We start from the raw sequence: 24,588 nt of genomic DNA, 5'->3' as shown, positions 1-24,588 counted from the left end.
GGACGTGACGAGAATCTCGCCGCTCGCGGGCTCCGGGGCTGGTTCACGGCGCGTTATTCGGGCACCATCAGCGACAAGCCGTGAACCTACGGCTGCGTAACTTCGACTGGGAGAGGCTCCTTCCCAGCAGAGACGGAAGGGTTCCATCCCGCCCATGGCAGAACTCGTCTACCGCCCCGTGATCGGTTTCGCCCGCACCCTGTTCAAGGTGTGGGACCTCAAGATCGACCTGAGGGGTTCGGAGTACATCCCGCGCACGGGCGGCGCCGTGCTGGTGAGCAACCACATCAGCTATCTGGACTTCGTCTTCAACGGTCTGGCCGCACTGCCGCAGAAGCGGCTGGTGCGCTTCATGGCGAAGGAGTCGGTCTTCCGGCACCGGATCTCCGGACCGCTGATGCGGGGGATGAAGCACATCCCGGTCGACCGCGCCCAGGGCGAGGCGGCGTACGAGCACGCGCTGCGCTCGCTGCGGTCGGGCGAGATCGTGGGCGTCTTCCCCGAGGCGACGATCTCCCAGTCGTTCACGCTGAAGAGCTTCAAGTCGGGTGCGGCACGCCTGGCGCAGGAGGCCGGCGTGCCGCTGATCCCGATGGCGGTCTGGGGCACCCAGCGCCTGTGGACCAAGGGCCGCCCGCGCAACTTCAAGCGCAGCCACACGCCGATCACCATTCGCGTGGGCGAGGCGCTGGAGGCGTCGAAGGACACCTACGCCGGTGTGATCACCCGGCAGCTGCGCGAGCGGGTCCAGGAGCTGCTGGAGGCCGCACAGCGGGCCTACCCGGTGCGCCCGCGGGGCCCCGAGGACACCTGGTGGATGCCGGCCCACCTCGGCGGCACGGCGCCCACCCCGGAGCAGGTCCGCGCGGCCGAGGCCCACTGAGTCAGGCGGCCCGCCGGCGCGCGGACGGACGCGCCGGCTCCCGGTCCGGCCCACCGGCTCACGGGCGGCCCCGCTCCCGGCAGCTCTGCTCCGCCGGCGAGGTGGGGAGCATCTGCCACAGGTCGGCCCGGTCCCGCGCGGTTCCGGGGGCCGTCACGACGGCCGGATGCGGTGCCGCGCAGCGGCCGGGGTGGTCGCGTTCGCCGGCCGCCGGGTCGGGCGTGAAGGCCGGGCGTTCGCCGCGCAGCGAGAAGCGGCGTCGACGCCGGGCCTGTTGCCGCGCGGGTCCTGCCGGTGCCAGGCGCCGCCGCACGAAGGCTCGTCGCGCGCAGTCATGCGGATCGGCGGCCTCGGCCGCCGGGCGGGCCGCCGACGCCCTGACCAGCGGATGCCCGTGGCCGGTCACGTCGTCGGCGGCCAGTACGCGGAGAGGTCCGGGTCTTCCCGGATCGGCTGCGTGCCGCCGGAGCGCAGGAGAGCGGCCGGTCGGATCGCCATGGATCCCCGACCGGCCGCACATCTGCGCACAGCTCGTGGCTCGCCGGGCTAGTGGCGCGCCATCTCCTCCTTGAGGGCCGCGAGGAACGTGTCGACGTCCTCCTCCGTGGTGTCGAAGGAGCACATCCAGCGGACGTCGCCCGCGGCCTCGTCCCAGAAGTAGAAGCGGAACTTCTTCTGCAGGCGCTCGCTGACCTCGTGCGGCAGGCGGGCGAAGACCGCGTTGGCCTGGACCGGGTAGAGGATCTCCACACCGTGCACGGCGCGCACGCCCTCGGCGAGACGCCGGGCCATCTCGTTGGCGTGCCGGGCGTTGCGCAGCCACAGGTCCCGGGCGAGCAGCGCCTCCAGCTGCACCGACACGAAGCGCATCTTGGAGGCGAGCTGCATGGACAGCTTGCGCAGGTGCTTCATGTGCCGGATGCCGTCCGGGTTCAGCACCACGACGGCCTCTCCGAAGAGGGCGCCGTTCTTGGTGCCGCCCAGGGAGAGGATGTCGACCCCGACGGCGTTGGTGAAGGTGCGCATCGGCACGTCGAGCGAGGCGGCGGCGTTGGCCAGCCGGGAGCCGTCGACGTGCACCTTCATGCCGCGGGCGTGGGCGTGCTCGCAGATGGCGCGGATCTCGTCCGGGGTGTAGACGGTGCCCAGCTCGGTGGCCTGGGCTATGGAGACCACCTGCGGCATGGCCCGGTGCTCGTCCTCCCAGCCGTACGCCTCCCGGTCGATCAGCTCGGGGGTGAGCTTGCCGTCCGGGGTCGGCACGGTGAGCAGCTTGATGCCGGCGACCCGCTCGGGCGCCCCGCCCTCGTCCACGTTGATGTGGGCGCTGTCCGCGCAGATCACCGCGCCCCAGCGGTCGGTGACCGCCTGGAGCGCGACGACGTTGGCTCCCGTGCCGTTGAAGACGGGGAACGCCTCGGCGGTCGGGCCGAAGTGACTGCGGATCACCTGCTGGAGGTTCTCCGTGTAGGCGTCCTCGCCGTAGGCGACCTGGTGCCCGCCGTTGGCGAGGGCCAGGGCGGCGAGCACCTCCGGGTGGGCTCCGGCGTAGTTGTCACTGGCGAAACCGCGGACGTCCGGGTCGTGATGACGACGGGCGTCGGTCCGCGGTGGGTTCACGGCTTCTCGGTCAGCCACAGACGGTTTCCGTTCACTTCCGCGGCGGGCTTGTCCCAGACGCCGGCGATGGCCTCGGCCAGGTCCTTGACGTCCGTGAAGCCCGCGAACTTCGCGTTGGGGCGTTCGGCGCGCATCGCGTCGTGCACCAGCGCCTTCACCACCAGGATGACAGCCGCCGAGGTCGGCCCCTGCTCGCCCCCGGCCTTGCGGAAGTAGTCGGCGAGGGCCAGCGTCCACGCCTCGGCGGCGGCCTTGGCGGCGGCGTAGGAGGCGTTGCCCGCGGTGGGCTTGGTGGCGCCGGCGGCGCTGATCAGCACGTACCGTCCGCGGTCGCTGCGCTGCAACGCCTCGTGGAACGCGAGGGAGGTGTGCTGCACGGTCTTCACCAGCAGCAGCTCCAGCAGGTCCCAGTCGTCCAGGTTGGTCTTGGTGAAGGTCTCGCTGCCGCGCCAGCCGCCGACGAGATGGACCAGGCCGTCGACCCGTCCGAACTCCTTCTCGGTGCGGGTGGCCCACTCCCGGGTGGAGTCCAGGTCCAGCAGGTCGACCGTGTCGCCGGTGACGGTGGCGCCGCCGTGCGCGTAGCGCGCCGCGTCCACGGCCTCCGCCAGCCGCTCCGGGTCGTTGTCGGAGGCGACGACGGTCGCCCCCGCATCGGCCAGCCTCAGCAGCGCCGCACGCCCCGCGGGTCCTCCCGCGCCGGCCACCGCGATCACCGCACCGTCGAGCGCCCCGTTCCCCATGTGTCTCGCCTCCTGAGCAGTTGTGTGAACGCGATCGCTCACGCGGCGACCCGCTCGGCGCTGTCCGCCGTGATGCCCTTGGTGGAGGCGATCACGTTCTTCAGCTTCTTGGACAGTGCCTCATAGAACATGCTCAGCGGAAACTCGTCCGGAAGCACGTCATCGACGAGTTTGCGCGGGGGCAGCGTCAGGTCAAGGGCCTCGGGACCCTTGGCCCACTTGGAACCGGGGTGCGGGGCGAGGTAGGTGGAGACCAGCTCGTAGCCCGCGAACCAGTGGACGAGCTTGGGGCGGTCGATGCCGTCCCGGTACAGCTTCTCGATCTCCGCGCACAGCTGGTTGGTGATCTGCGGAGCGCGCTCCCAGTCGATGGAGAGCTTGTTGTCGGTCCAGCGCACCACGTCGTGCTTGTGCAGGTAGGCGAAGAGCAGCTGGCCGCCCAGGCCGTCGTAGTTGCGGACCCGCTCGCCGGTGACCGGGAAGCGGAACATGCGGTCGAACAGCACCGCGACCTGCACGTCACGGGCCTGCGGCACGCCCTCGGCGGCGAGCTTCACGGCCTCCTTGAAGGCGGTGAGGTCGCAGCGCAGCTCCTCCAGGCCGTACATCCAGAACGGCTGGCGCTGCTTGATCATGAACGGGTCGAAGGGCAGGTCGCCGTGGCTGTGGGTGCGGTCGTGGATCATGTCCCACAGCACGAAGGCCTCTTCGCACCGCTTCTGGTCGTGGACCATCGCGGCCACGTCCTCGGGCAGCTCCAGGCCGAGGATGTCGACGGCGGCGGAGGTGACCCGGCGGAAGCGGGCGGCCTCGCGGTCGCAGAAGATGCCGCCCCAGGTGAAGCGCTCCGGCGCCTCGCGCACGGCGATGGTCTCCGGGAAGAGCACCGCGGAGTTGGTGTCGTAGCCGGAGGTGAAGTCCTCGAAGGTGATGCCGCAGAACAGCGGGTTGTCGTAGCGGGTGCGCTCCAGCTCGGCCAGCCAGTCGGGCCAGACCATGCGCAGCACGACCGCCTCGAGGTTGCGGTTCGGGTTGCCGTTCTGCGTGTACATGGGGAAGACGACCAGGTGCTGCAGGCCGTCCTCACGGTTCTGGGCGGGCTGGAAGGCCATCAGGGAGTCGAGGAAGTCCGGTACCCCGAAGCCGCCGTCGGCCCAGCGGCGCAGGTCCTTGACCACGGCCTCGTGGTACGCCCGGTCGTGCGGCAGCAGCGGGGACAGCTGCTCCACGGCCTCGGCGACCTCGTCGACGGCGCGCTCGGCCTCGGCGCGCCGGGGGGCGCCCTCGGCGTCGAAGTCGATCGAACCGTCCTTGTTCTGCCAGGGGCGGATCCGCTCCACGGCATCCTTGAGCACGGGCCACGCCGGGTGCTCGATCACCCTGCCCTCCGAAGGAACCTTCGCCTCCGTACCCGACTGCACAAGAATTTCCGTCATGTCCCATCCTCCACTGGAGAACCTCTCGTACGCCGACCGTATACATACGAGGTTTCTCCCAGCAAGGGGAGCCCCGGGAAAATATCCTGCATCACCCCGGACCTCACCGCATTTTTTCCTGCGATGCACGCGAGTGGGCGATGTCGCGCTCGAACGTGGTTCAGCCTCTGGACGATGCGGGCACAGGCGATACGGTCCAGGAGGGCCGCAGGGACGCGGTCCCCCGCCGCCGTCGACGGAAGCGAGTCGGATCTTGAACTTCCTCACCATCGGTCACCGCGGAGTCATGGGTGTCGAACCGGAGAACACCCTCCGGTCCTTCGTCGCCGCCCAGGAGGCCGGCCTCGATGTCATCGAGCTCGATCTGCATCTGAGCAAGGACGGCGCCCTGGTCGTCATGCACGACGCGGACGTGGACCGCACGACGGACGGCGCGGGCCCGATCGCCGACAAGACCCTCGCCGAGCTGCGCGCCCTGGACGCCGGGCGCGGCGAGCGGATCCCGCTGTTCGAGGAGGTGCTCGACGCCGTCCGGGCGCCGCTGCAGGCCGAGATCAAGGACACCCAGGCCGCCAGGGCGCTGGCGGAGGTGATGAACGAGCGCGGCCTCGCCGAGCGGGTCGAGGTGTCCTCGTTCCACGACGAGGCGATCGCCGAGATCGCCCGGCTGGTGCCCGGGGTGCGCACCGCGCTGGTCGCCAGCCGCTACGGCACCGACGTGGTGGACCGGGCGGTCGCGGTGGGCGCCGCCACCCTGTGCCTGAACATCCGGCGGCTCACCCTGGAGATCGTGGAGCGGGCCAGGAAGGCCGGCCTGCGGATCTTCGGCTGGACGGTGAACACCCAGGACCATCTGCGCCTGGTCCGCGCCCTGGGCCTGGACGGCGCCACCACCGACTACCCGGAGATCAAGCGCACGGGGCGCTTCACGGCGTGAACGGCGGCGGGCTCACACCGTGAGACGCGGCGGGCTGCTGGTCAGACGAGCTCCTTGACCAGCAGCTCGAACTCCAGGTCGTCGCGCTGCGGGATGCCGAAGCGCTCGTCGCCGTACGGGAAGGGGAACATCTTGCCGGTGCGGTGGTAGCCGCGCCGCTCGTACCAGGCGATGAGGTCCTCGCGCACGGAGATCACCGTCATGTGCATCTCCCGCACACCCCAGGTCTCCCGGGCCTGGCGCTCGGCCTCCGCGATGATCGTCTTGCCGAGGCCGGCCCCCTGCAGGGCGGGGCTCACCGCGAACATGCCGAAGTAGGCGTGGTCCCCGCGGTGCTCCAGCTGGCAGCAGGCGATGATCCGCTCGTCGCGCTCCACGGTCAGCAGCCGGCTGTCCGGCGACTCGATGACCTCCCGTACCCCCTCCGGGTCGGTCCGCTGCCCCTCGAGGATGTCCGCCTCGGTGGTCCACCCGGCCCGGCTGGACTCACCCCGGTACGCCGACTCGATCAGCGCGACCAGCTCGTCCACGTCGGCCTCGGTCGCGTCGCGGAATCTGGGTGCGGTGTCGGTGACGGCGTCCATGGGCAACTCCGGTTCCTGTGCAGCTGCGGCAGGGACGAGACTAACCCGGCGGCGCCGGGGCCCTGACGGGCGTCCTTCCTCCGGGACAGGCCCTAGGCTCGGCGGCATGGTGCACGTACTGGGCAGCCGCGTCCTGATCCGGCCCACCGACCCGGAACGCTCACGGACCTTCTACGGCGAGCAGCTGGGCCTCGCCGTCTACCGGGAGTTCGGCACCGGGCCGGAGCGCGGCACGGTCTACTTCCTCGGCGGTGGCTTCCTCGAACTCTCGGGCCGAGCGGAGTCCGCGCCCCGTCCGGGGCTGCGCCTGTGGCTCCAGGTCGCGGACGTCGAGGCGGCGCACCGGGAGCTGCTGGACAAGGGCGTCGAGATCGTCCGGCCGCCGGTGAAGGAGCCCTGGGGCCTGATCGAGATGTGGATCGCGGACCCGGACGGCACCCCGATCGTGCTGGTGGAGACCCCGGCCGATCATCCGCTGCGGTACCGGCCGGGGATCTGAGGTGCCTCTGCCGGGCCGGGTCGGGCCGGGCGCAGCTCCCAGCCGCGGTCGGTGCGCGTCAGTTCGATGAAGCCGGCCCCGGTCAGCAGGCCGTGCATCTCCGTCTCCTCCTCCCCCAGGTGGGCGGCGAGACGGTCGGCCCCGCACAGGCGCAGCCAGCCGGCGGCGTGGGCGAGCAGCCGGTGTTCCAGTCCGGTACCGAGGGCGGCGGGGTCGATGTGCAGGTCGCCGATGTCCGCGAGGCCGTCGGCGCGGAGGTGGCGTTCCGGCCGGGCCAGCGCGGTGTCGACCTCGATGAAGCCGAGGGCGCGCCCGTCGGCGCAGGCGGTGAACCGGGTGCCGCACTCCCCCACCGTCCGCCGGAAGGTGACGCCCCTGACGGGCTCGGGGTGCGGCAGGTCCGCCACCCGCGCCAGCAGGATCACCTCGGTGTCGCCGACGTGCCGGAAGCCCGCGGCCTCGTACACCGCGCGGATGTGCGGCCAGGTGCGGGGCAGCCCGTAGACGACGGGTGCGGGCAGGGCACCGTCGGCGTGGACGCGCCGCACCTTCCAGCGGGCGAGCCGGGCCAGGCAGGCACGCGTCAGCAGCTCGGCGGCGTCCAGGGCGTCCGGCCGGAAGGAGGCCGGCGGACGGCAGACGAACCAGTTGATCTCGCCGCTGTCGCGGTAGGACTCGCCGACCTCGGGGCCGGGCCGGCAGCGCAGCAGATGGGCGCCGGCGACGACGCTGCCGCGCTGCTCGGCGACGAGCGTGACCCGCTCGCTCACCCAGGGGTCGGTGATGAACCCCTCCGGCTGCCGTTCCAGGTCGCTGAGCACGGTGTTGACGGAGACGGAGACGCCGGGGACGACGGCCGCCACATGGGTGTTGACCAGGTCGGTGAGCTGATCGCGGTCGGCGCGGCGGAAGGGAACGCACACCGGGTGCGGGCGCGAAGGACCTCCGGGCAGGGGTGGTTCCAGGATCCGGTGGCCGCCACGCGATGCGGTACGGACAGGAGGGTACGGCGCCTGCGGCGACCCTCACCAGCCCGGGTCCCGGTCCGCCGGTTCCACCGGCCGCCCCGGCGACCCGGATGGCCCACCGGGACGGGCGGGTCTAGCGTGCTCGGAGGGGCGGCCGCCGCGATGGGGTCGCCCGGGGAAGGAGCGCCATGAAGCCGACCGCGCCGGTGAGCGGCGGACCTTGCTGGGCCGAGCTGGGGACCACCGACGTCGACGGGGCCAAGACGTTCTACACCCGGCTGTTCGGCTGGCTCGCCGAGACCGACACCCGTGAGCAGGCGGGCGGCTACACGGTGGCACGGCTCGGGGACGCGCCGGTCGCCGCGCTGACGCCGCTGTTCGATCCCTCGCATCCGGTCGCCTGGAACGTCTCGTTCTCGGTGACCGACGCCGAGGCCTGTCTGCGAGCGGTGCGGCACGCGGGCGGGACGCGGCTGCTCGGGCCGATGGAGGTCTTCGACCTGGGCCGTTTCGCCGTGATCGCCGATCCGGACGGCGCGGTCCTCCAGCTGTGGGAGCCGGGCACCTTCCCCGGCGCCGGGGTGCTCGACGTGCCGGGCGCGCTGGGCTGGGTGGAGCTCCTCACCGGCGCACCGGAGCAGGCGGTGGCCTTCTACACCACCGTGTTCGGCTGGAGCGTGGACACGAGCGGGCCCCGTCCGCGGTGGAGCATCGGCGGCGCCGGCTTCGGCGGCATGACGGCCGTGGACGAGAAGTTCCCGCCCGAGGTGCCCTCGCACTGGCTGCCGTACTTCGCCGCCGAGGACGTGGACGGGACCGCGGAAGCGGCCGCCCGCGGCAGGGGCACGGTGCTGATGGAGCCCACGGCGGTCCCCGGCGGCCCGCGCGTCGCGGTGCTGCGCGATCCGCAGGGGGCGGTGTTCGGGGTGTACGCGGCCTCCCACGAGCGCTGAGCGACGAGGAGTGCGGGCGGGGGGAGTCCGCTCAGGGGCGCAGTGCGCCGAGGCGGCCCTCCAGCTGGGCGAGGAGGGTGCCCAGGAGGGCGGCGAGTTCACCCAGTTCGGGGCCGTCCAGGCCGGACAGCACCGCGGCCTCGTGGGCGAGCTGCACGGGCAGCAGGTCGTCGACCAGGTCACGCCCGGCGCCGGTGAGGCGGACGTGGGTGACCCGGCGGTCACGGGAGTCGCCATGGCGCTCCACCAGGCCCCGCTGTTCGAGCTGCTTGAGGCGTTTGGTCACCGCGGCGCCCGAGGCGAAGGTCTCCCGGGCCAGTTCGCTCGGGGTGAGTTCCTGTCCGGTGCGCCGCAGCGCGGCGAGCAGGTCGAACTCGGGCCGGGTCAGTCCGGCCCGGCGCAGCGGAACGTCCTCGGCCTGCTGGAGCAGGGCCGCACAGCGGGTGATGCGGCCGACGACCTCCATGGGCGCGGTGTCGAGTCGGGGGTGCACGGCCCGCCACTGGCGCACCACCGCGGCCACCGTGTCGCCTCCCGCGCCGGCCGGCGGGGCGGGAGGCGCGGGATCCGCCTTGGCGTCGTCGGGGGGCGGGGTGGCTTCGGGCGCCGTCATGGCCGTGCGTCCTCCGTCGTCGTGCGCGGGCCGGGGTCCGGGGGCCCTGGCGTCGTACCGTCGCCGCGAGCGTACGGGCGTGCGGCCCGCCCGGCCCGGACGACCCGCTGCCGGGGCGGCACGCGCCGCCGCCTTTCACCCGGGGCGCCGTCGGCAGGGCGGGCGAGACCGCTGCTCGCCCATGCCCTGAGCTGCCGTGCACTCCCCCGCACGCCCCCGCGTACCTCCTTGCGCCCGCGTGCGCACCGCCGGGTCCGGGCATCCCTTGACCGATCGTCGAGGTGCCGTCGAGGTCCGGTGACGGGCGGGGGGAGACGGGAGTGCACGGACCTGCGTCGACCGGCTGGCTGCTGGTCGCGCTCTGCGCGGCGACCGGCGCCTACTGTCTGCTGCGGATGCGCAGCGAGGTGGAGGAGCAGCGCCGTGCGGCGGGCGGCGAGGCGCTGATGGGTTTCGGGATGGCCGCCATGGCCGTCCCGGGCGCGGTGTTCACCCCGCCGGAGTGGGTCTGGACCGCGTATGCGGCCGTGTTCGGCGCGGCGGCGCTGCACGCGCTGTGGGCGGCCCGGACGAGCGCGCACCATCTGCACCATCTGGTCGGGGCGGGCGCCATGGTCTACATGTCGCTGGCCATGGGCGCCGCGCCGGGGCACGGGCACGGCGGTTCGGGTCTGCCGCTGCTGACCGGGGTGCTGCTGCTGTACTTCGCGGGCTATGTGCTGGCGACGGGGGCACGGCTGGTCCCCGTGGCGGCGTCGGCCCGAGGCACCGGAGCCGTCGGCTGGGGGGACCGTCCGGAGCTGGCCCGGGCCTGCCGCCTGTCGATGGCGATGGCGATGGTGGCCATGCTGCTCACGATGTGAGCGGCGAGGCGCGCTCCCGTTGAACAAGCCGGGACAGCGCAGGGACCCTGAACGAGCCGGGAGCGCAGGGGCCCTGAACGGGCCGGGAAGGCAGGGGGCCCGTCCCCTGAACGGGGCGAAAGGGCAGGGGCCCGTCGGACGGGCGCATGGGCCGTTGAGTACGTCACTTTGCCCTCTTGGGCCGTATCCCCGACCGTGCGGCGCTCATAGGCTGCACGCATGATCCTTCCCGCCGTCCTGTTGCTGCTCGGCGTGCTGACCGCCGTGCTCGGCCCCCGGCTGCTCGCCCGGGCCGACTGGCCGGACCGGGAACCGGTGGTCGCGCTGTGGGTGTGGCAGTGCGTCGTCGGGGCGGTGCTGCTGTGCTGTGCGCTGTCGATGACGTTCAGCGCCGCGGCGGCCTGGCACGCGGTCGGGGGGCGGGTGTTCGCCACGGCGCCGCGCGCGGTCGTGGAGGCGTACGCGCTCGGCACGGCCGGCCCCTGGGCGGCGACCACCGCGGTCACGCTCGCCTGCGGGGGCCTGTGGACGGCGGCCATGCTGGTCCGGGAGATCGGGCGGGCCCGGGCCCGCCGGCGGGCGCGCCGGGCCGAACTGCGCGAGCGGGTACCGCTGCTGCCGGGCGAGGAGCCGGGCTCGGACCGTCTGGTGGTGCTGGAGGGCGAGCGTCCCGAGGCCTGGTGGCTCCCCGGGACCCCGCCTCGACTCGTGGTCACCACGGCGGCGTTGCGGCGGCTCAAGGGCCGGCAGCTGGACGCGGTCCTCGCCCATGAGCGGGGGCACGCGCAGGCCCGTCACGACTGGCTGCTGCACTGCTCCAGCGCACTGGCCGACGGGTTCCCGCAGGTGCGGGTGTTCGCCGCGTTCCGCGACGAGATGCACCGGCTGGTGGAGCTCGCCGCCGACGACGTGGCCTCCCGCCGGTTCGGCCGGCTGACCACCGCGCTGGCCCTGGTCGAACTCAACGAGCACCGGGGCGTGTTCGGTCCCTGCCCGGCCACGCAGGCCCAGGTCCCGGCCCGGGTGAACCGTTTGCTGACCCCGCCGGACCGGCTCACCGCCGCCCGCCGGCTGCGGCTGACGGCTGCGGCGTCCCTGGTTCCGGTGATCCCGGTACTGGTGGCGTTCGCCCCGGGATTGCGGGCACTGGGGTAGACGAGACTCGAGAGCGTCGGAGCAACGGGCTCCGGGCCCGTTTCCGTCGTCAAGGATTCCCGTATGCACACCCCCCACGTCGAGTCCCCGCCCCGTCTGTCCGGCGGGCGCGGCCCCACCGCCGTGTCCGCCGGGGTGCTGGGCCTGTGCTCCGCGCTGCTGCTGGCGCTGGTCGCCGTCGAATGGCACCCGCTGACCGCGCTGGACGGTGACATCTCCCGGACCACCCACCGCTGGGCGGTGGAGGAGCCGGGCCTGACGCAGGCGTGCCGCGTCCTGACGGACTGGGTCTGGGATCCGTGGACGATGCGCATTCTGTGCGGGGTTGCGGCAGCGGTCCTGGTGTGGCGGTTCGCGGCCCGCTGGACGGCGCTGTGGCTGGTGGTGACGGTGGCCGCGGGGACGGCGCTGCTGCAGGTGCTCAAAGCCGCCGTGGGCCGTGCCCGGCCCGTCTGGTCCGACCCGGTCGACAGCGCCCAGTACGCGGCGTTCCCCTCCGGCCACGCGATGACCGCCACGGTGGTGTGCGGGCTGCTGCTGTGGCTGCTGCACCGCGGCGGTGCGGGCCGGGCGCTGCGGCGTACGGCGCTGGCGGTCGCGGCGGTGTCGGTGATCGGTGTCGGGCTGACCCGGGTCTGGCTGGGCGTGCACTGGGCCACCGACGTGCTGGGCGGCTGGCTGATCGGCGCCCTGGTGGTGGTCGTGGCGGTCCGGGTGCATCTCCACCGGCACCCGTGACCGGGCCGCACCGCCGGCCCTGACCGCACCGGACCGCGCGGCGGCGTCCGCCCAGGCCATCGGCCGCTTCCCCGCCGGACCTGCTCCCCCGCCTGCGGCACGGCGGATGCACCGGAGAACCCGCTGCCGGGCCGGCCGTCGGACGCGCCGCACACGGTGCCACGACGACGCCCTCTGAGCCGCTGCGCTCCCCTCGCCTCCGCAGCGATTCTGGCCGGCCCCTGGCAGGGAAGTAGCCTCAGGCTACCGAACGGGTTCTGACGTCCGCCTCGGACGATCCCCCGCGTCGCCCGAGACGGACGGCAGCCCGAACAGGCCCACCAGGGGCCTGACCGGACGCGTTGAGTATAGTTGGCTGGCAGCCAGTCAACGCAGGAGTCCAGCATGTCCCCGCGCAGCGCCTTGGTCAATGAAGAGTTGCGGCGGCGTTCCAAGGAGCGGCTCCTGCAGGCCGCCGTGGAACTGGTCAGCGAGCGGGGTTACGAGGCGACCACCCTCGGTGACATCGCCGACCGGGCAGGCTCCGCACGGGGCCTGGTCTCGTACTACTTCCCGGGCAAGCGCCAGCTGGTGCAGTCCGCCGTGCACCGGCTGATGCACCGCACCCTCGAGGAGGAGCTGGAGCGCGAGCCCCGCACCGAGGACGGCCGGGAGCGCATGGCACGGGCGATCGACGCGATCCTGGGCCTCGCCCGGGACCGGCCCGTGCTGATGCGCCAGCACATGGCCGGGCTGCTGCAGGCCGAGGGCTTCGTGCCGTGCCCGGAGCAGCGGCGGCTCGCGGAACTGCTGAGCGACACGGTGGCCCGGCACGGCTCCTCGGACGTGGACAACGACTACCCGATGCTGCGCGCGCTGCTGATGGGAGCGGTGTACGCCGCGGTCATGCCGGGGGCGCCGATGCCGATCCCGGTGCTGCGCAGGGAGCTGTTCCGGCGTTACCGGCTGGACTGGGAGATGGGATTCCCGCCGGACACCGAGGTGCCCGGCGGGACGGGTGACGCCGGACCGTCGCAGCGGGCCGATCTGTCGCGCTTCTTCGCCACGGGGCCGGTCACCTGTGCGCGGTCCGGGGCGGAGCCGAAGTCCCGGCAGAAGCCCGGACCGGCACCTGAGGCGCCCGGATCACCCGAGGCCGGACCGGAGTCCGGCGCTCGGCCGGCTCAGTCGAATCAGTCGAGTCGGCCGAAGTAGTCCGGCTGCGTCTGCACGTTGAGCTCGCGCAGATGGATCCGTCGCGCGGGGTCCGTGCGCCGGTCGTCGATCTTCAGCACGTCCAGCCCCTTGGCGATGTCGTTCGAGTAGATGTGGCCGTTGTAGTAGTACGCCGACCAGGAACCGCCGGTGACGATCCGGTCGGTGGTCAGCGGACCGCGCTCGAAGTAGGCGATCTCCCTCGGCCTGGACGAGTCGGTGAACTCCCAGACGGAGACGCCGCCCTGGTACCAGGCCTGGACCATCAGGTCCCGGCCGCGGACCGGGATCAGCGAGCCGTTGTGGGCGACGCAGTTCTCCGTGTCGGCCTGGTGGCGCGGGATCTTGAAGTAGCTGCGGAAGACCAGCTTGCGCTTGTCGCCCTTGCCGACGATGTCGTAGATGCCGTCCGCACCTCGGTTCGGACCGATCTCGGCGTTGCAGGTGGCGCCGCTGCCGCCGCCCAGCTCGTCGGTGAACACGACCTTGTCGGCGCGCTGGTTGAAGGTCGCCGAGTGCCAGAACGCGAAGTTGGCGTTGTCCTGGACGCGGTCGATCACCTTCGGGCGCTCGGGGTTCTTGATGGAGAACAGGATGCCGTCGCCCATGCAGGCGCCGGCGGCCAGGTCCTTGGACGGCAGCACGGTGATGTCGTGGCAGCCGGTGGTCTTGGAGACGCCCGGGTTGGTGGGCGCGCCCGGGTTGCCGCCGCCGTCCGGACCCTCACCCGGGAACAGCACCGGGAAGGCGACGACCGCGGCCTTGTGCGGGGCGTGCCGCGGAACCTTGATCACGGAGATGCCGTCGTGCGGCGGTTGACAGTCCGGGTAGGCGGCGTTCGGGGAGTACGAGGAGACGTAGATGTAGACGTTCCTGCGCTCGGGCACCAGGGTGTGGGTGTGCGAACCGCAGGCGGTCTCGACGGCGGCCACATAGCGCGGGTTGCGCTTGTCGCTGATGTCGAAGACCTTCATCCCCTCCCAGGAGGACTTCTCGGTCGCCGGCTGGGTGGTGCTGTTGCAGCTGCTGTCACTGCGCGAGGAGTCGGTGGAGAGGAAGAGCAGGTTCCCCGAGACGGAGATGTCGTTCTGCGAGCCGGGGCACAGGACCTGGGCCACCGTCTTCGGCTTGCGCGGGTTGCTGATGTCGAAGATGCGGAAGCCGTCGTAGTTGCCCGCGAAGGCGTAGCGGCCCTGGAACGCGAGGTCGGAATTGGTGCCGGGGAGAAGGTCCTTGGGGACGTTGGCCAGGTGCCGGATGTTGGCCGAGTGGACGACCTCGTCCTGGCCGGGGATGTCACCGTTCTGGATGGCTCTGCGGGCCTCGGCCTGGTCACCGCGCGAGACCTCCCCGGAGGGCGCCGGGGCGTCACCGGGGTCGGGGATCGCCGCGGCCGGGCCCGCCGCCAGCATTCCGGCCAGCAGCGCGCCCGCCGCCACCGCGACGTGCAGGCGTCTGCGCCGGGATCGGGAATTGCCGAACAGGATCACTGTCTGCCTCCCTGCTTGGGTCAACCCGGAACGGGTTGCGCAAGGGCAGTATCCCTTGAGCATGTACATACCAACAGAGGGCATGCTTGGAACGCAGTGCGCCGATCAGCGACACACGTGGCGGTGCCGGGGCGGCCCTCCGGCGCGCAGACGGTGTCCCAGCCGCAGGAGGTTCTTGTGCTCTGTCGCCGTGTGCCACGCGGGTCCGCCGTCGCGGCCGGACTGACCGCACTCGCCGTGCTCGGGCTCGCCGCCTGCGAGTCGGGGTCCGGCGGCGCCGACCGGGCGGCGGCGAGCGGCCCTTCGGTGATCGTGCCGGGCGAGCCCGGTGAGCCGAACCGCACCCTGTCCGCCGAGGAGGCCGGCAAGCAGCGCGCCGAGGACGACTCCCCCAACTCCGCGGACGTCTCGTACGTCCGCATGATGATCGAGCACCATGCGCAGGCGCTGGAGATGACCGAACTCGTCCCGGACCGCGCCGAGTCACCGGGGATCGTGAAGCTGGCGGGGCGCATCGCCGCGGCGCAGCAGCCCGAGATCAAGGCGATGAAGGGCTGGCTGAAGACGCACGGCAAGCAGGAGAAGGACGACAGCGGCGGGCACCACCACGCGGCCATGCCCGGCATGGCGACCGAGGCCCAGCTGAAGAAGCTGCGCGCGGCCGAGGGCAAGGCGTTCGACCAGCTCTTCCTCACGCTGATGATCACCCATCACGAGGGGGCGATCACCATGGCCTCGGACGTGAAGGGCCAGGGCAACAACATCCAGGTCGAGGAGATGGCCGACGATGTGATCGCGCAGCAGACGGCCGAGATCAACCGCATGCGTGACATGGCCCGAGGCACGCAGAAGAGCTGACGGCACTGACGCGGCGTCAGCGGTCCGGGGCGGCGGCGCGGCGCCGGGCGTGACGGGGAGTCAGCAGGCCCGCGTCCCGGGCGCGGCCGATCAGGCGGAGGGCCCCGCGGCGGCTGCATCCGGTGGCGCCCATCACGGCCAGCACCGGATCGGTCCCCGCCAGCTGGGCGGCACGGTACTCGCGCGCCACCAGGCGTCTGCCCTCGGGGCCGGTCGGTCTGATCCGGCGTCCCCGGTGCGCCCCGGTGCCGTCTTCCGGTCCCGCCCCGCAGGCGCGGGCCAGGGGCGCCTCGATCCAGTGGGCGAGCTCCGCCAGGTCCTCCAGGGACAGCCCGGGCCCGGCCCGCACCTCCTCCACCCGGACGTCTCCCTCACCCACCACCGCGAGCGCCTCCACGCCGGCCCCGTCGGCGAAGGCGAGCCGGACCCGCAGCCACCGTGTCGCGCGGCTCCCCTCCCGCACCTCCCAGGCGGGGCACACGGACACCGTGCCCTCACCCGGAGAGCGGTCGGCGAGTCGAAGAGCAGACACCTCGGACACACACGCAACGTAACCGTGCGAACCCGCCCAGGCGAACGAACACGCTTCCCGGACGTCGCACGGCACCCTGTCAGCACAACGCCGTCGGTGCGATGCTGGAGGCGTCGGCGCCGGATGCGCTGGAGCGGTCTTTCGGCGCTGGATGGTCTCCTGAAGATCCCCTCGAGGGTGAGGAGCGCGGCCGTGCTGCGAGTCGCCGTCGTAGGTTCCGGCCCGAGCGGTTGCTACACCGCCCAGAGCCTCGTCCAGCAGGACCCCGGGGTGCGGGTCGATGTGCTGGACCGGCTGCCGTGCCCCTACGGCCTGGTCCGCTACGGCGTGGCACCGGACCACGAGAAGATCAAGTCCCTGCAGAACAACCTGCGCTCGGTGCTGGAGCACGAGCGGGTGCGCTTCCTCGGCGGGGTCGCGGTGGGGCCCGGCGGGGTGCCGGCCGCCCGGCTCGGGGAGCTGTACCACGCGGTGGTGTACTGCGTGGGCGCCGCCACCGACCGGCACCTGGGCATCCCCGGCGAGGACCTGCCGGGCAGCTGGTCGGCGACCGAGTTCGTGTCCTGGTACAGCGCGCATCCGGACGCGGCGGACGGCGGGTTCGTGCACGGGGTGCGGTCCGCCGTGGTGATCGGCATGGGCAATGTGGCGGTGGACGTCACCCGGATGCTGGCCCGGGACGTCACCGAGCTGGCCCCCACCGACATGCCGCAGGCCGCACTGACCGCACTCGCGGAGAGCAGGGTGACCGGCATCCACATGGTGGGCCGGCGGGGCCCGTCCCAGGCCCGGTTCACCACCAAGGAGCTGCGCGAGCTGGGCACGCTCCCGGACACCGCGGTGCTGGTGAACCGGCGGGAGGCCGGGACGGACCCGGCGTTCCTGGCCCCCTCCGGGCTGCCCAACGCCCAGCGGCGCAATGTGGAGGTGCTGCGCGGCTGGGCCGACGGGCCCGCAGTCCCGGACGCCCGGCGGCGGATCCGGCTGCGCTTCTACCTGCGGCCGGTCGAACTGCTGGAGCGGAACGGACGGGTGGGCGCGGTGCGCTTCGAGCGGACGGCGCCGGACGGGAGCGGCGGAGGGGGTGTGCGGGGCACGGGCCGGTTCGAGGAGATCGAGGCGCAGCTCGTGCTGCGGTCGGTCGGGTATCGCGGGGTGCCGCTGGAGGGGCTGCCGTTCGACACCGCGACCGGCACCGTGCCGCACCGGGCCGGCCGGGTGCTGCGCGGGGACACGGCGGCGCCCGGCGAGTACGTGGCGGGCTGGATCAAACGGGGCCCGACGGGCGTCATCGGCACCAACCGGCCGTGCGCCAAGGAGACGGTGGCCTCCCTGCTCGCGGACGCCGCCGCACTGCAGCAGCGGCAGGTGCCCTCCGATCCGCTTCCCCACCTGCGGGCGGCGGGGGCCGACCCCGTCGGCTGGTCGGGCTGGTGCGCCATCGAACGTGCCGAGGCAGCCCTGGGCGCCTCGCTGGGCCGCAGGGTCGTCAAGCTCCCGGACTGGGAGTCCCTGCTCGCGGCGGCGCGGACGGCACGGGCTTAGCGGGACGGGACGGGACGGGCCGGGCGGCTCCGGCTCGGTGCCTGCCGGGCAGCAGGCGGTTCCGGTGGTGGTCGGGGGATCGGAGTCCAGGGCCGAGCCGCGGACCGGCCGGGGCCCGGGCAGCCGTCTCGCCCCAGGAGCCGTCCGGCGGCGACGTCACGACCCGTGCCGTCCGGGCGTTTCTTCTCGGCCTCCGGTTCAGGCCGAGCCGCCCGTCACATGGGCGTGCACCTGGCTCGCCAGCTCCTGCTGGTAGTCGGTGTAGGCGGTGCGCAGCGCCTCGCCCGGCCAGTCGGGGGGCAGCAGGGCGGGCGGCAGGACGGGGTCGGCGAGGAGGTGGCGGACCACGGCGGCGAAGGCGGTGAGCCGGTCGGCGGGGTGATCGAGGCGTTCGATGTGTGCGAGCAGCGCACGGGCGTCGGCGGACCAGGTCCCGAGCGGCCACAGGCCGGCGGCGAGGTCGCGGGCGGGCTGCTCGGGGCGGGCGGTGTAGTGCTGGGCGACGGTGCCGAGCGCCGCCGGCAGCGGGCGGTCGAGGTTGGCGGGACGCAGCCAGACGCCCTCGCGCAGTTCGGCGAGGCGCAGCGCGGTGAGGCGCGAGCGCAGCTCCGCGCGTTCCGCGGGGCCGCGGCCGGTCGCGGTGACCACGACCATCTCCCAGTCGCCGTCCCAGGGCCTGGTGCGCGGCCGCACGGCCTCGTCCTGCCGGCGCTGGCGGTCCAGGAGCCGGTCGCTGAGCCGGTAACCGGTCTCCGTGCGCCGCAGGTCCCCGGCGGCCATCATCCGGCTGAGCGCGGCGCGCAGGGTGGACCCGCCGACGCCGAAACCCGCCATCAGACGCGCCAGGTCCGGCGCGGGCAGCTCCGGCGGGTGGGTGCCGAGCAGCAGGCTCAGCACGATCGACCGCGCGGACAGGGGCCGCAGACGGGGCTCGCCGGGGCGCGCGGGGTCGTTGATCGGCATGGGTCCGTACTGTACGTCGGCCAAGCCTGTTGCACTATTGCTGCGACCGTAGGAAGAGTGCAACACTCGCCCCATGGTCATGACTTTCGCGGAAGAGCAGGGCCCGGAGCCGGGCGCACCGGGCGGCGGACACGGCGGGTACGCCACGCACGAGGTCACCAATCAGGCGGGCCCGCTGGCCCCCTACGACGCCTCGGACGACGCCGCCCTTCTGGAGGGGCTGCGCCGCGAGGGCGCCGGGTGGGCCGAGGAGGATCTGCGCCGGCTCGGCCGGGCCGCGGGCAGCGAGCAGGTGCAGGAGTGGAGCGATCAGGCCAACCGCCACGAGCCGGAGCTGCGCACCCACGACCGGTTCGGGCACCGCATCGACGAGGTGGAGTTCCATCCGAGCTGGCACCACCTGATGCGCACCGCCGTGGCCGAGGGGCTGGCCGGGGCGCCCTGGGCGGACGAGCGGCCCGGCGCCCATGTGGTGCGCACCGCGGGCGGCCTGGTGTGGGGCCACACCGACGCGGGACACGGCTGCCCGACCTCCATGACGTACGCGGCCGTTCCGGCGCTGCGCCGGCAGCCGGAGCTGGCAAAGGTGTACGAACCGCTGCTGACCAGCCGGGAGTACGAGCCGGGCCTGCGGGTGCCCACCGAGAAACGCGGGCTGCTGGCCGGCATGGGGATGACCGAGAAGCAGGGCGGCTCGGACGTGCGCACCAACACCACCGTGGCCACCCCGACGGCCGAGGAGGGCGTGTACACGCTGCGCGGCCACAAGTGGTTCACCTCGGCGCCGATGTGCGACGTGTTCCTGGTGCTCGCGCAGGCGCCGGGCGGGCTGTCCTGCTTCTTCGTGCCGCGCGTACTGCCCGACGGCACCCGCAACACGTTCCGCATCCAGCGGCTGAAGGACAAGCTGGGCAACCGCTCCAACGCCTCCTCCGAGCCCGAGTTCGACGGCACCGTGGCCTGGCTGGTCGGTCCGGAGGGCCAGGGGGTGAAGACCATCATCGAGATGGTCAACTGCACCCGCCTGGACTGCGTGATGATGTCGGCGGCGCTGATGCGCAAGACGCTCGTCGAGGCGGGGCACCACGCCCGGCACCGCACCGCCTTCGGAGCGCGCCTGGCCGACCAGCCGCTCATGCGCAACGTGCTGGCGGATCTGGCGCTGGAGTCGGAGGCGGCCACGACGCTCACACTGCGGCTGGCCGGCGCCGCCGACCGCGCGGTGCGCGGGGACGAGAAGGAGCGGGCGTTCCGCCGGATCGCCACCGCCGTCGGCAAGTACTGGGTGACCAAGCGGGGTCCGGCGTTCACCGCCGAGGCGCTGGAGTGCCTGGGCGGCAACGGCTACGTCGAGGACTCCGGGATGCCCCGGCACTACCGCGAGGCGCCGCTGCTGTCCATCTGGGAGGGCTCGGGCAATGTGAACGCGCTGGACGTGCTGCGCGCCCTCGGCAAGGATCCGGCCACCGCCCAGGCCCTGTTCGACGAACTCGCCCTGGCCCAGGGCGCGGACGGCCGGCTGGACGCAGCGGTGGCCCGGCTGAAGCAGCAGCTCGGCGACGCCTCCCCGGTGACGGCCCGCCGGCTGGTGGAGCAGATGGCGCTGGCCCTGCAGGGCTCCCTGCTGGTCCGGCACGCCCCGGCCGCCGTCGCCGACGCGTTCTGCGCCACCCGGCTCGGCGGCGACTGGGGGCACGCCTTCGGCACGCTCCCCTCGGCGGCCGGCCTCGACACGATCCTGGAGCGTGCGCTGCCGGACGAGAACTGACCCGGCATCAAGCCACCGGCCGCAAGGTTTGCGCACAGTCACCCCTCGGGCGCGCATCGTTGTCAGTGTCGTGGTGCAGACTCGCGAGCAGTTGGCACTTCGCCCGGGGAGGACAGCGTGTTCACGGGGATCGACGAGGTCGACTGGGCCTCGATGCGGCATGCGTACGGGAGCGCGGAGGACGTGCCTCTCCTTCTCGAGGGGCTCGCCTCCGGGGACGCCGCCGAGCGGGAGACCGCGCTCGACGGCATGTACGGCGCCGTGCACCACCAGGGAAACGTGTACGACTCGACGCTGGCCTGCGTCCCGTTCCTCTTCGCGCTCGCCGACCGCGAAGAGGTGCCGGAGCGGGCGGGGATAGTGGACCTGCTGGTGAGCATCGGCGGGGAGGATCCGGCCGGCGGCGGCGCCCCGGACGACGGCACGGCGGACGGCACGACGGACGTCGACGCAGCGGGCGATGCCGAGCCGGACCGGCTGCGTGCCCGGGCGCGGGCGGCCGTCCGCGCCCGGGCCGAGGCGTTCGTACGGCTCACCGCGGACCCGGACCCGGCGGTACGCCGCGCGGCGGCGGGCGCGGCCGTCCGGTTCCTGGACGAACCGGGCCGCGCGCTGGGCCTGTTGCACAAGCGGCTCGCGGACGAGCGGGACGAGAGGGTGCTGCTCGCCCTGCTCGAGGGCCTCGGCCGGTTCGCCCGGCGGCACCCCGCGCACGCCGGACGGGCGGTGGAGCTGCTGGCGGCGCACAGCGCCCCGCCGCACGGCCCGGGGCTGCGGCTCGCGGCGCTCGGCCAGCTGGCGGGGTGCGCGCCGGAGCGGCTGCCGGCGGAGCCGGTGCCCACCGTGCTGCGGCTGCTCCGGGAGCGGGCCCGGTTACGCCCCGCCCTCCCCGACGAGACGGGCGGCCCCGACACCGACACCCTCGTCGGCCGGCTGCGGCGGCTGCGTCCCTCGGACGAGGAGGGCGCCCAGCTGCTGCGCACCCTGCACACGGCCCTCGACGACCGGGTCGCCGACCGCACGGCGCTGCTGGCGGGCCAGCTGGCCTGCTCCGACCCGGTGGACCGCTGTCACGCGGTGTGGATGGCGCCGGGCCTCTTCCGCACCTGGCGTGCCGACTACGCGGAGCCGATCGCCCTGATCGGCGCCCAGCTCGCCGACGAGGACGAACGGCTGCGCGACGCCGCGCTGTTCGTCCTCACCGAATTGTACGAACTCGCCGCGCCGGCTGCCGACGCGCTGCACGAGCTGGTGACCGGCCGCCCGGAGACGCGCATACGAAGATGGGGCAGCGGCGCCCCGACCCTGGGCGAGGCGGTCAAGGCGCTGGCCCGCACCGGAGATGCGCGTGCGGTGCCGGTACTGGCCGGGCTGCTGGCCGGACCGGAGGTCCCGGACGACCTCGGCCAGGTGATCCCCCACCTCGGCCCGGCGGCTGCACCGCTCGCCCCCGCGCTGCGCGAGCGGCTCGCCCGGCTCCCCCTCGGTTCACCGGACCTGCACGAGCGCGCCGCGCCGCTGCTGCGGGCGCTGGCCGCCCTCCGCGACACCGAGGCGCTGCCCGCGGTGCTGCGCCTGGCCACCGGGCTGCCCGCGGACCTGCGGCTGCGGGACTCGCTGCTGGACTCGGCCGCCCGGGCCCTGGGCGCGCTCGGGCGGCCGGCCCGGGAGGCGGCGGCGCCCGTGCTGCGCGGCCTGCTGGACGGCGCCTGCGGGGTGTCCGCCGCGGACGCGCTCTGGGCCGTCGAGGGCGACGCCGAGGCCATACTGCCCGTCCTGCTGCGGGAGCTGGCCGGCGACGGGGAGCACGGCGGTCCCCGGGCTGCGGCGGAGGCGCTGGGGCGCATGGGGCCGGCGGCCCGGGCGGGAGTCACGGGGCTGCGCGAGCTGGCCCGTTCCGGCGGCTTGTGGGAGCGGACGGCCGCCGCGCAGGCCCTGTGGCGCATCACCGGGGAACCGGAACCGGCGGCGGACGTGCTGCGGGCGGCGTGGCGGGAGAACGCGTACACTCGCGTCCCCATCGCGGCTCTGGCGGCGGAGCTGGGCCCGGCGGCCGAGCCCCTGCACGGCCTGTTCCGGGCGGAACTGGCCACCCGCCGCCGGCACCGGGCGAGGCCGGGCGGCCACTGCGACAACGATGTGCACGAGGACGAACTGCTGCTCCGCCACTGCCGGGAGGCGCTGCGAGGTTGCGACTCGCCCGTGGCGTAGGCACGGCCGGCCCGCGCTCACCGGATGGACGGGCCGCCCAGGAGCCGGCCGCCGTCGCTCCCGTCCGCGCTCGTCACCGGCTCAGCTGGTGCTGCGGCCCCACTGCGGTCCGAGCCTCGCCCACTCGTCGCCCCACTCCTCCAGGCGGCGCTCCTCGAGCCGCCGGCGCACCGCGCGGACGGCCGCGACCGGGATCAGGGAGGCGCCCACGGCGGCCGTCGCACCGACCAGGGCCGCCCGGAACCGGGCCTCGGAGGCGGTGGTGGGCCGGGTCACCTGGCGGCCCTCGCGGTCCGTCCAGACGGTGACCGGGGTGCCGGCCGCGCTCCCGGCCGGCACCCGTATCTGACCCGTGTGCGAGGCGCCGTCGGGGGCCGTCCAGCGGGCCGTGGCCCACACGTGGTCGGCCCGGCTGTCCCGCCCGTCGTCGCGCGGCGTGCCCGGTGCCGGCTCGGTCAGCTGCGCCTCGGCCCGGCGCCACTCCGCGCGTTCCCTGGCCAGCTCCTGCTCGACCGAGCGGGCCACCCCCGCACCGGCGGCCACCGCGATCAGCAGGGTGAGGACCCAGGAAGCCAGCAGGAACCAGGACTCGATCCGGTCCGATCGCCGCTTCAGCGGATTGCGCCGCCAGCGCCACAGCCACCGGCCGGGTCCCCGCACCGCCCTCGCCATAGACGGCCCCTCCTCACTGCCCGCGGGGTTCTCCCGCAGCCGCCCTCCCATACGCGGGTCCGCCGCCGGATGCTCACCGCGGGCGGTGTGAGCGGGACCGCACCCGGCCCGCGGCGCCGCGACACCCGGCTGAGCTGCGGCCCGGCTGATCCACAGGTGACTGTCAGTGGCGGGGTGCAGACTGGCCCGTGTCCGGAATCGAGACGTCGACGGCGACGTCGCGGAGGTGATCGGCATGACCGAGGTTCTGCTGGCCGTGGGCACCCGCAAGGGCCTGTTCATCGGGCGCCGGCGAGGAGGCGCCTGGGAGTTCGACGAGAGCCCGTACTTCAACGCCCAGGCGGTCTACTCGGTCGCCATCGACACCCGTGGCCCGGCCCCGCGGCTGCTGGCCGGCGGAGACAGCTCGCACTGGGGCCCGTCCGTGTTCCACTCCGACGACCTGGGCCGCACCTGGACCGAACCGGCCCAGCCCGCGGTGAAGTTCCCCAAGGACACCGGGGCGTCCCTGGAGCGGGTCTGGCAGCTGCACCCGTCCGCCGCCGAAGAGGACGTGGTCTACGCGGGCACGGAACCGGCCGCGCTGTACCGTTCGGAGGACCGCGGGGAGAGCTTCGAGCTGGTGCGCCCGCTGTGGGAGCATCCGACGCGGTCGAAGTGGATGCCGGGCGGCGGAGGCGAGGGCCTGCACACCGTGCTCACCGACGCACGCGACCCGCAGGCCGTCACCGTGGCGGTCTCCACAGCCGGCGTCTTCCGCACCCTGGACGGCGGGGCGAGCTGGGCGCCGTCCAACTCGGGGGTGTCCGCGGTGTTCCTGCCGGACCCGGACCCTGAGTTCGGCCAGTGCGTGCACAAGGTGGCGCGGGACGCGGCGGACCCGGACCGGCTGTATCTGCAGAACCACTGGGGCGTCTACCGCAGCGACGACGCGGGCGCGCACTGGACGGACATCGGCGAGGGACTGCCGTCCACCTTCGGCTTCGCGGTGGTGGCCCATCCGCATCGCGGCGACACCGCGTACGTCTTCCCCATCCAGGCCGACTCCGACCGCGTGCCCGCCGGGCGGCGCTGCCGGGTGTTCCGGACGGCGGACGCGGGCCGCAGCTGGGAGCCGCTCAGCGCCGGCCTGCCGCAGGAGGACCACTACGGCACGGTGCTGCGCGACGCCATGTGCCACGACGGCGCGGACCCGGCCGGTGTGTACTTCGGCAACCGCAACGGCGAGGTGTACGCATCGGCCGACGACGGCGACAGCTGGCGGCAGTTGGCCCGGCACCTGCCGGACGTGCTGTGCGTACGGGCCGCGGTGGTCGGGTGAGCCGAGGTCTGCCACGCGGTCGTGGCCACTGGTTGATCTCCC

The 24,588-nt window shown here is 73.6% G+C and carries 23 protein-coding genes and 1 pseudogene; 13 read left to right on the top strand and 11 right to left on the bottom strand.

Translation table 11 applies throughout. The features are described 5' to 3' along the window. The first annotated feature begins 154 nt into the window (after window positions 1–154). The gene (locus tag HCJ93_RS23815; protein WP_167997846.1) at window positions 155–883 is read left to right on the top strand and encodes a lysophospholipid acyltransferase family protein; all 729 of its coding nucleotides are present in this window, start codon (window positions 155–157) and stop codon (window positions 881–883) included. A gap of 58 nt (window positions 884–941) precedes the next feature. Here HCJ93_RS23815 and HCJ93_RS30245 read toward each other — a convergent pair. The 4 genes and pseudogenes from HCJ93_RS30245 to HCJ93_RS23795 form a co-directional block, all read right to left on the bottom strand. After that, window positions 942–1,189, bottom strand: a pseudogene (locus HCJ93_RS30245) (hypothetical protein); the annotation flags it as partial. Between the two features lie 240 nt (window positions 1,190–1,429). Beyond that, window positions 1,430–2,503 carry a threonine aldolase family protein gene (locus HCJ93_RS23805; protein WP_167997845.1) on the bottom strand — a complete coding sequence of 358 codons (1,074 nt, stop codon included), beginning with the start codon at window positions 2,501–2,503 and terminating at the stop codon, window positions 1,430–1,432. Further along, window positions 2,500–3,246: an SDR family NAD(P)-dependent oxidoreductase gene (locus HCJ93_RS23800; RefSeq protein ID WP_167997844.1), complete on the bottom strand. Its 747-nt coding sequence runs from the start codon at window positions 3,244–3,246 to the stop codon at window positions 2,500–2,502. Before HCJ93_RS23800 ends, HCJ93_RS23805 begins: the two co-directional genes overlap by 4 nt. Before the next feature lie 38 nt (window positions 3,247–3,284). Next, entirely contained in the window at window positions 3,285–4,682 is a 1,398-nt protein-coding gene (locus HCJ93_RS23795) for a DUF6421 family protein (protein WP_167997843.1), read from the bottom strand. A 253-nt stretch (window positions 4,683–4,935) separates the two neighbouring features. On the opposite strand from HCJ93_RS23795, the gene HCJ93_RS23790 reads away from it, so the two are divergent. Beyond that, window positions 4,936–5,619 carry a glycerophosphodiester phosphodiesterase gene (locus HCJ93_RS23790; RefSeq protein ID WP_167997842.1) on the top strand — a complete coding sequence of 228 codons (684 nt, stop codon included), beginning with the start codon at window positions 4,936–4,938 and terminating at the stop codon, window positions 5,617–5,619. Window positions 5,620–5,660: 41 nt separating this feature from the next. Here HCJ93_RS23790 and HCJ93_RS23785 read toward each other — a convergent pair whose 3' ends face one another. Further along, window positions 5,661–6,203 carry a GNAT family N-acetyltransferase gene (locus tag HCJ93_RS23785; protein ID WP_167997841.1) on the bottom strand — a complete coding sequence of 181 codons (543 nt, stop codon included), beginning with the start codon at window positions 6,201–6,203 and terminating at the stop codon, window positions 5,661–5,663. Window positions 6,204–6,309: 106 nt separating this feature from the next. Between HCJ93_RS23785 and HCJ93_RS23780 the strand changes: the two genes are divergently transcribed. Then, window positions 6,310–6,702: a VOC family protein gene (locus HCJ93_RS23780; RefSeq protein ID WP_167997840.1), complete on the top strand. Its 393-nt coding sequence runs from the start codon at window positions 6,310–6,312 to the stop codon at window positions 6,700–6,702. Here HCJ93_RS23780 and HCJ93_RS23775 read toward each other — a convergent pair. Continuing rightward, a complete protein-coding gene (locus HCJ93_RS23775) occupies window positions 6,672–7,625 on the bottom strand; it encodes a GNAT family N-acetyltransferase (protein ID WP_167997839.1) in 954 nt (317 codons plus the stop codon). The genes HCJ93_RS23780 and HCJ93_RS23775 overlap by 31 nt on opposite strands. 233 nt (window positions 7,626–7,858) lie before the next feature. On the opposite strand from HCJ93_RS23775, the gene HCJ93_RS23770 reads away from it, so the two are divergent. Further along, complete coding sequence (locus tag HCJ93_RS23770) at window positions 7,859–8,623, top strand: VOC family protein (protein WP_167997838.1); 765 nt, start codon at window positions 7,859–7,861, stop codon at window positions 8,621–8,623. 31 nt (window positions 8,624–8,654) lie between these two features. Here HCJ93_RS23770 and HCJ93_RS23765 read toward each other — a convergent pair whose 3' ends face one another. Further along, window positions 8,655–9,236: a MarR family winged helix-turn-helix transcriptional regulator gene (locus tag HCJ93_RS23765; protein WP_167997837.1), complete on the bottom strand. Its 582-nt coding sequence runs from the start codon at window positions 9,234–9,236 to the stop codon at window positions 8,655–8,657. Between the two features lie 320 nt (window positions 9,237–9,556). On the opposite strand from HCJ93_RS23765, the gene HCJ93_RS23760 reads away from it, so the two are divergent. The 4 genes from HCJ93_RS23760 (at window position 9,557) to HCJ93_RS23740 (ending at window position 13,186) form a co-directional block, all read left to right on the top strand. Next, entirely contained in the window at window positions 9,557–10,099 is a 543-nt protein-coding gene (locus HCJ93_RS23760; RefSeq protein ID WP_167997836.1) for a DUF5134 domain-containing protein, read from the top strand. 219 nt (window positions 10,100–10,318) lie between these two features. Further along, window positions 10,319–11,254 carry a M56 family metallopeptidase gene (locus HCJ93_RS23755; protein WP_167997835.1) on the top strand — a complete coding sequence of 312 codons (936 nt, stop codon included), beginning with the start codon at window positions 10,319–10,321 and terminating at the stop codon, window positions 11,252–11,254. A 63-nt stretch (window positions 11,255–11,317) separates the two neighbouring features. Then, entirely contained in the window at window positions 11,318–11,992 is a 675-nt protein-coding gene (locus HCJ93_RS23750) for a phosphatase PAP2 family protein (RefSeq protein WP_167997834.1), read from the top strand. A 384-nt stretch (window positions 11,993–12,376) separates the two neighbouring features. Continuing rightward, window positions 12,377–13,186 (top strand): TetR/AcrR family transcriptional regulator, encoded by an 810-nt coding sequence (locus HCJ93_RS23740; protein WP_240967791.1) that lies wholly within the window; start codon window positions 12,377–12,379, stop codon window positions 13,184–13,186. On the opposite strand, the gene HCJ93_RS23735 is transcribed toward HCJ93_RS23740, so the two are convergent. Then, a complete protein-coding gene (locus HCJ93_RS23735) occupies window positions 13,165–14,676 on the bottom strand; it encodes an LVIVD repeat-containing protein (RefSeq protein ID WP_167997833.1) in 1,512 nt (503 codons plus the stop codon). The two genes, HCJ93_RS23740 and HCJ93_RS23735, sit on opposite strands and share 22 nt — an antisense overlap. A gap of 177 nt (window positions 14,677–14,853) precedes the next feature. Between HCJ93_RS23735 and HCJ93_RS23730 the strand changes: the two genes are divergently transcribed. Beyond that, entirely contained in the window at window positions 14,854–15,534 is a 681-nt protein-coding gene (locus tag HCJ93_RS23730; RefSeq protein ID WP_167997832.1) for a DUF305 domain-containing protein, read from the top strand. Window positions 15,535–15,550: 16 nt separating this feature from the next. Here the strand turns inward: HCJ93_RS23730 and HCJ93_RS23725 are convergent, their stop codons facing one another. Continuing rightward, on the bottom strand, window positions 15,551–16,021 hold the full coding sequence (locus tag HCJ93_RS23725; RefSeq protein ID WP_167997850.1) for a DUF6214 family protein: 471 nt from the start codon (window positions 16,019–16,021) through the stop codon (window positions 15,551–15,553). Between the two features lie 237 nt (window positions 16,022–16,258). Here HCJ93_RS23725 and HCJ93_RS23720 point away from each other — a divergent pair, with 237 nt between their 5' ends. Beyond that, window positions 16,259–17,611, top strand: a complete 1,353-nt coding sequence (locus HCJ93_RS23720; protein ID WP_167997831.1) for an FAD-dependent oxidoreductase — start codon at window positions 16,259–16,261, stop codon at window positions 17,609–17,611. 198 nt (window positions 17,612–17,809) lie between these two features. Here the strand turns inward: HCJ93_RS23720 and HCJ93_RS23715 are convergent, their stop codons facing one another. Further along, window positions 17,810–18,574, bottom strand: a complete 765-nt coding sequence (locus tag HCJ93_RS23715) for a PaaX family transcriptional regulator C-terminal domain-containing protein (protein WP_167997830.1) — start codon at window positions 18,572–18,574, stop codon at window positions 17,810–17,812. A gap of 73 nt (window positions 18,575–18,647) precedes the next feature. Here HCJ93_RS23715 and HCJ93_RS23710 point away from each other — a divergent pair, with 73 nt between their 5' ends. Both HCJ93_RS23710 and HCJ93_RS23705 read left to right on the top strand, forming a co-directional pair. Continuing rightward, complete coding sequence (locus HCJ93_RS23710; RefSeq protein WP_206317858.1) at window positions 18,648–20,342, top strand: DNA alkylation response protein; 1,695 nt, start codon at window positions 18,648–18,650, stop codon at window positions 20,340–20,342. Between the two features lie 117 nt (window positions 20,343–20,459). Further along, entirely contained in the window at window positions 20,460–22,553 is a 2,094-nt protein-coding gene (locus HCJ93_RS23705; RefSeq protein ID WP_167997829.1) for a HEAT repeat domain-containing protein, read from the top strand. Window positions 22,554–22,634: 81 nt separating this feature from the next. Here the strand turns inward: HCJ93_RS23705 and HCJ93_RS23700 are convergent, their stop codons facing one another. Beyond that, entirely contained in the window at window positions 22,635–23,225 is a 591-nt protein-coding gene (locus HCJ93_RS23700; RefSeq protein WP_167997828.1) for an Rv1733c family protein, read from the bottom strand. Between the two features lie 166 nt (window positions 23,226–23,391). Here HCJ93_RS23700 and HCJ93_RS23695 point away from each other — a divergent pair, with 166 nt between their 5' ends. Then, on the top strand, window positions 23,392–24,546 hold the full coding sequence (locus tag HCJ93_RS23695; RefSeq protein WP_167997827.1) for a WD40/YVTN/BNR-like repeat-containing protein: 1,155 nt from the start codon (window positions 23,392–23,394) through the stop codon (window positions 24,544–24,546). Window positions 24,547–24,588 lie beyond the last annotated feature (42 nt).

Source organism: Streptomyces composti (assembly GCF_012034205.1).
GTDB classification, from domain to species: Bacteria; Actinomycetota; Actinomycetes; order Streptomycetales; family Streptomycetaceae; genus Streptomyces; species Streptomyces composti.
The sequence above is the reverse complement of the archived record's forward strand: the minus strand, read 5'-3'. Positions and strand labels throughout refer to the sequence as shown.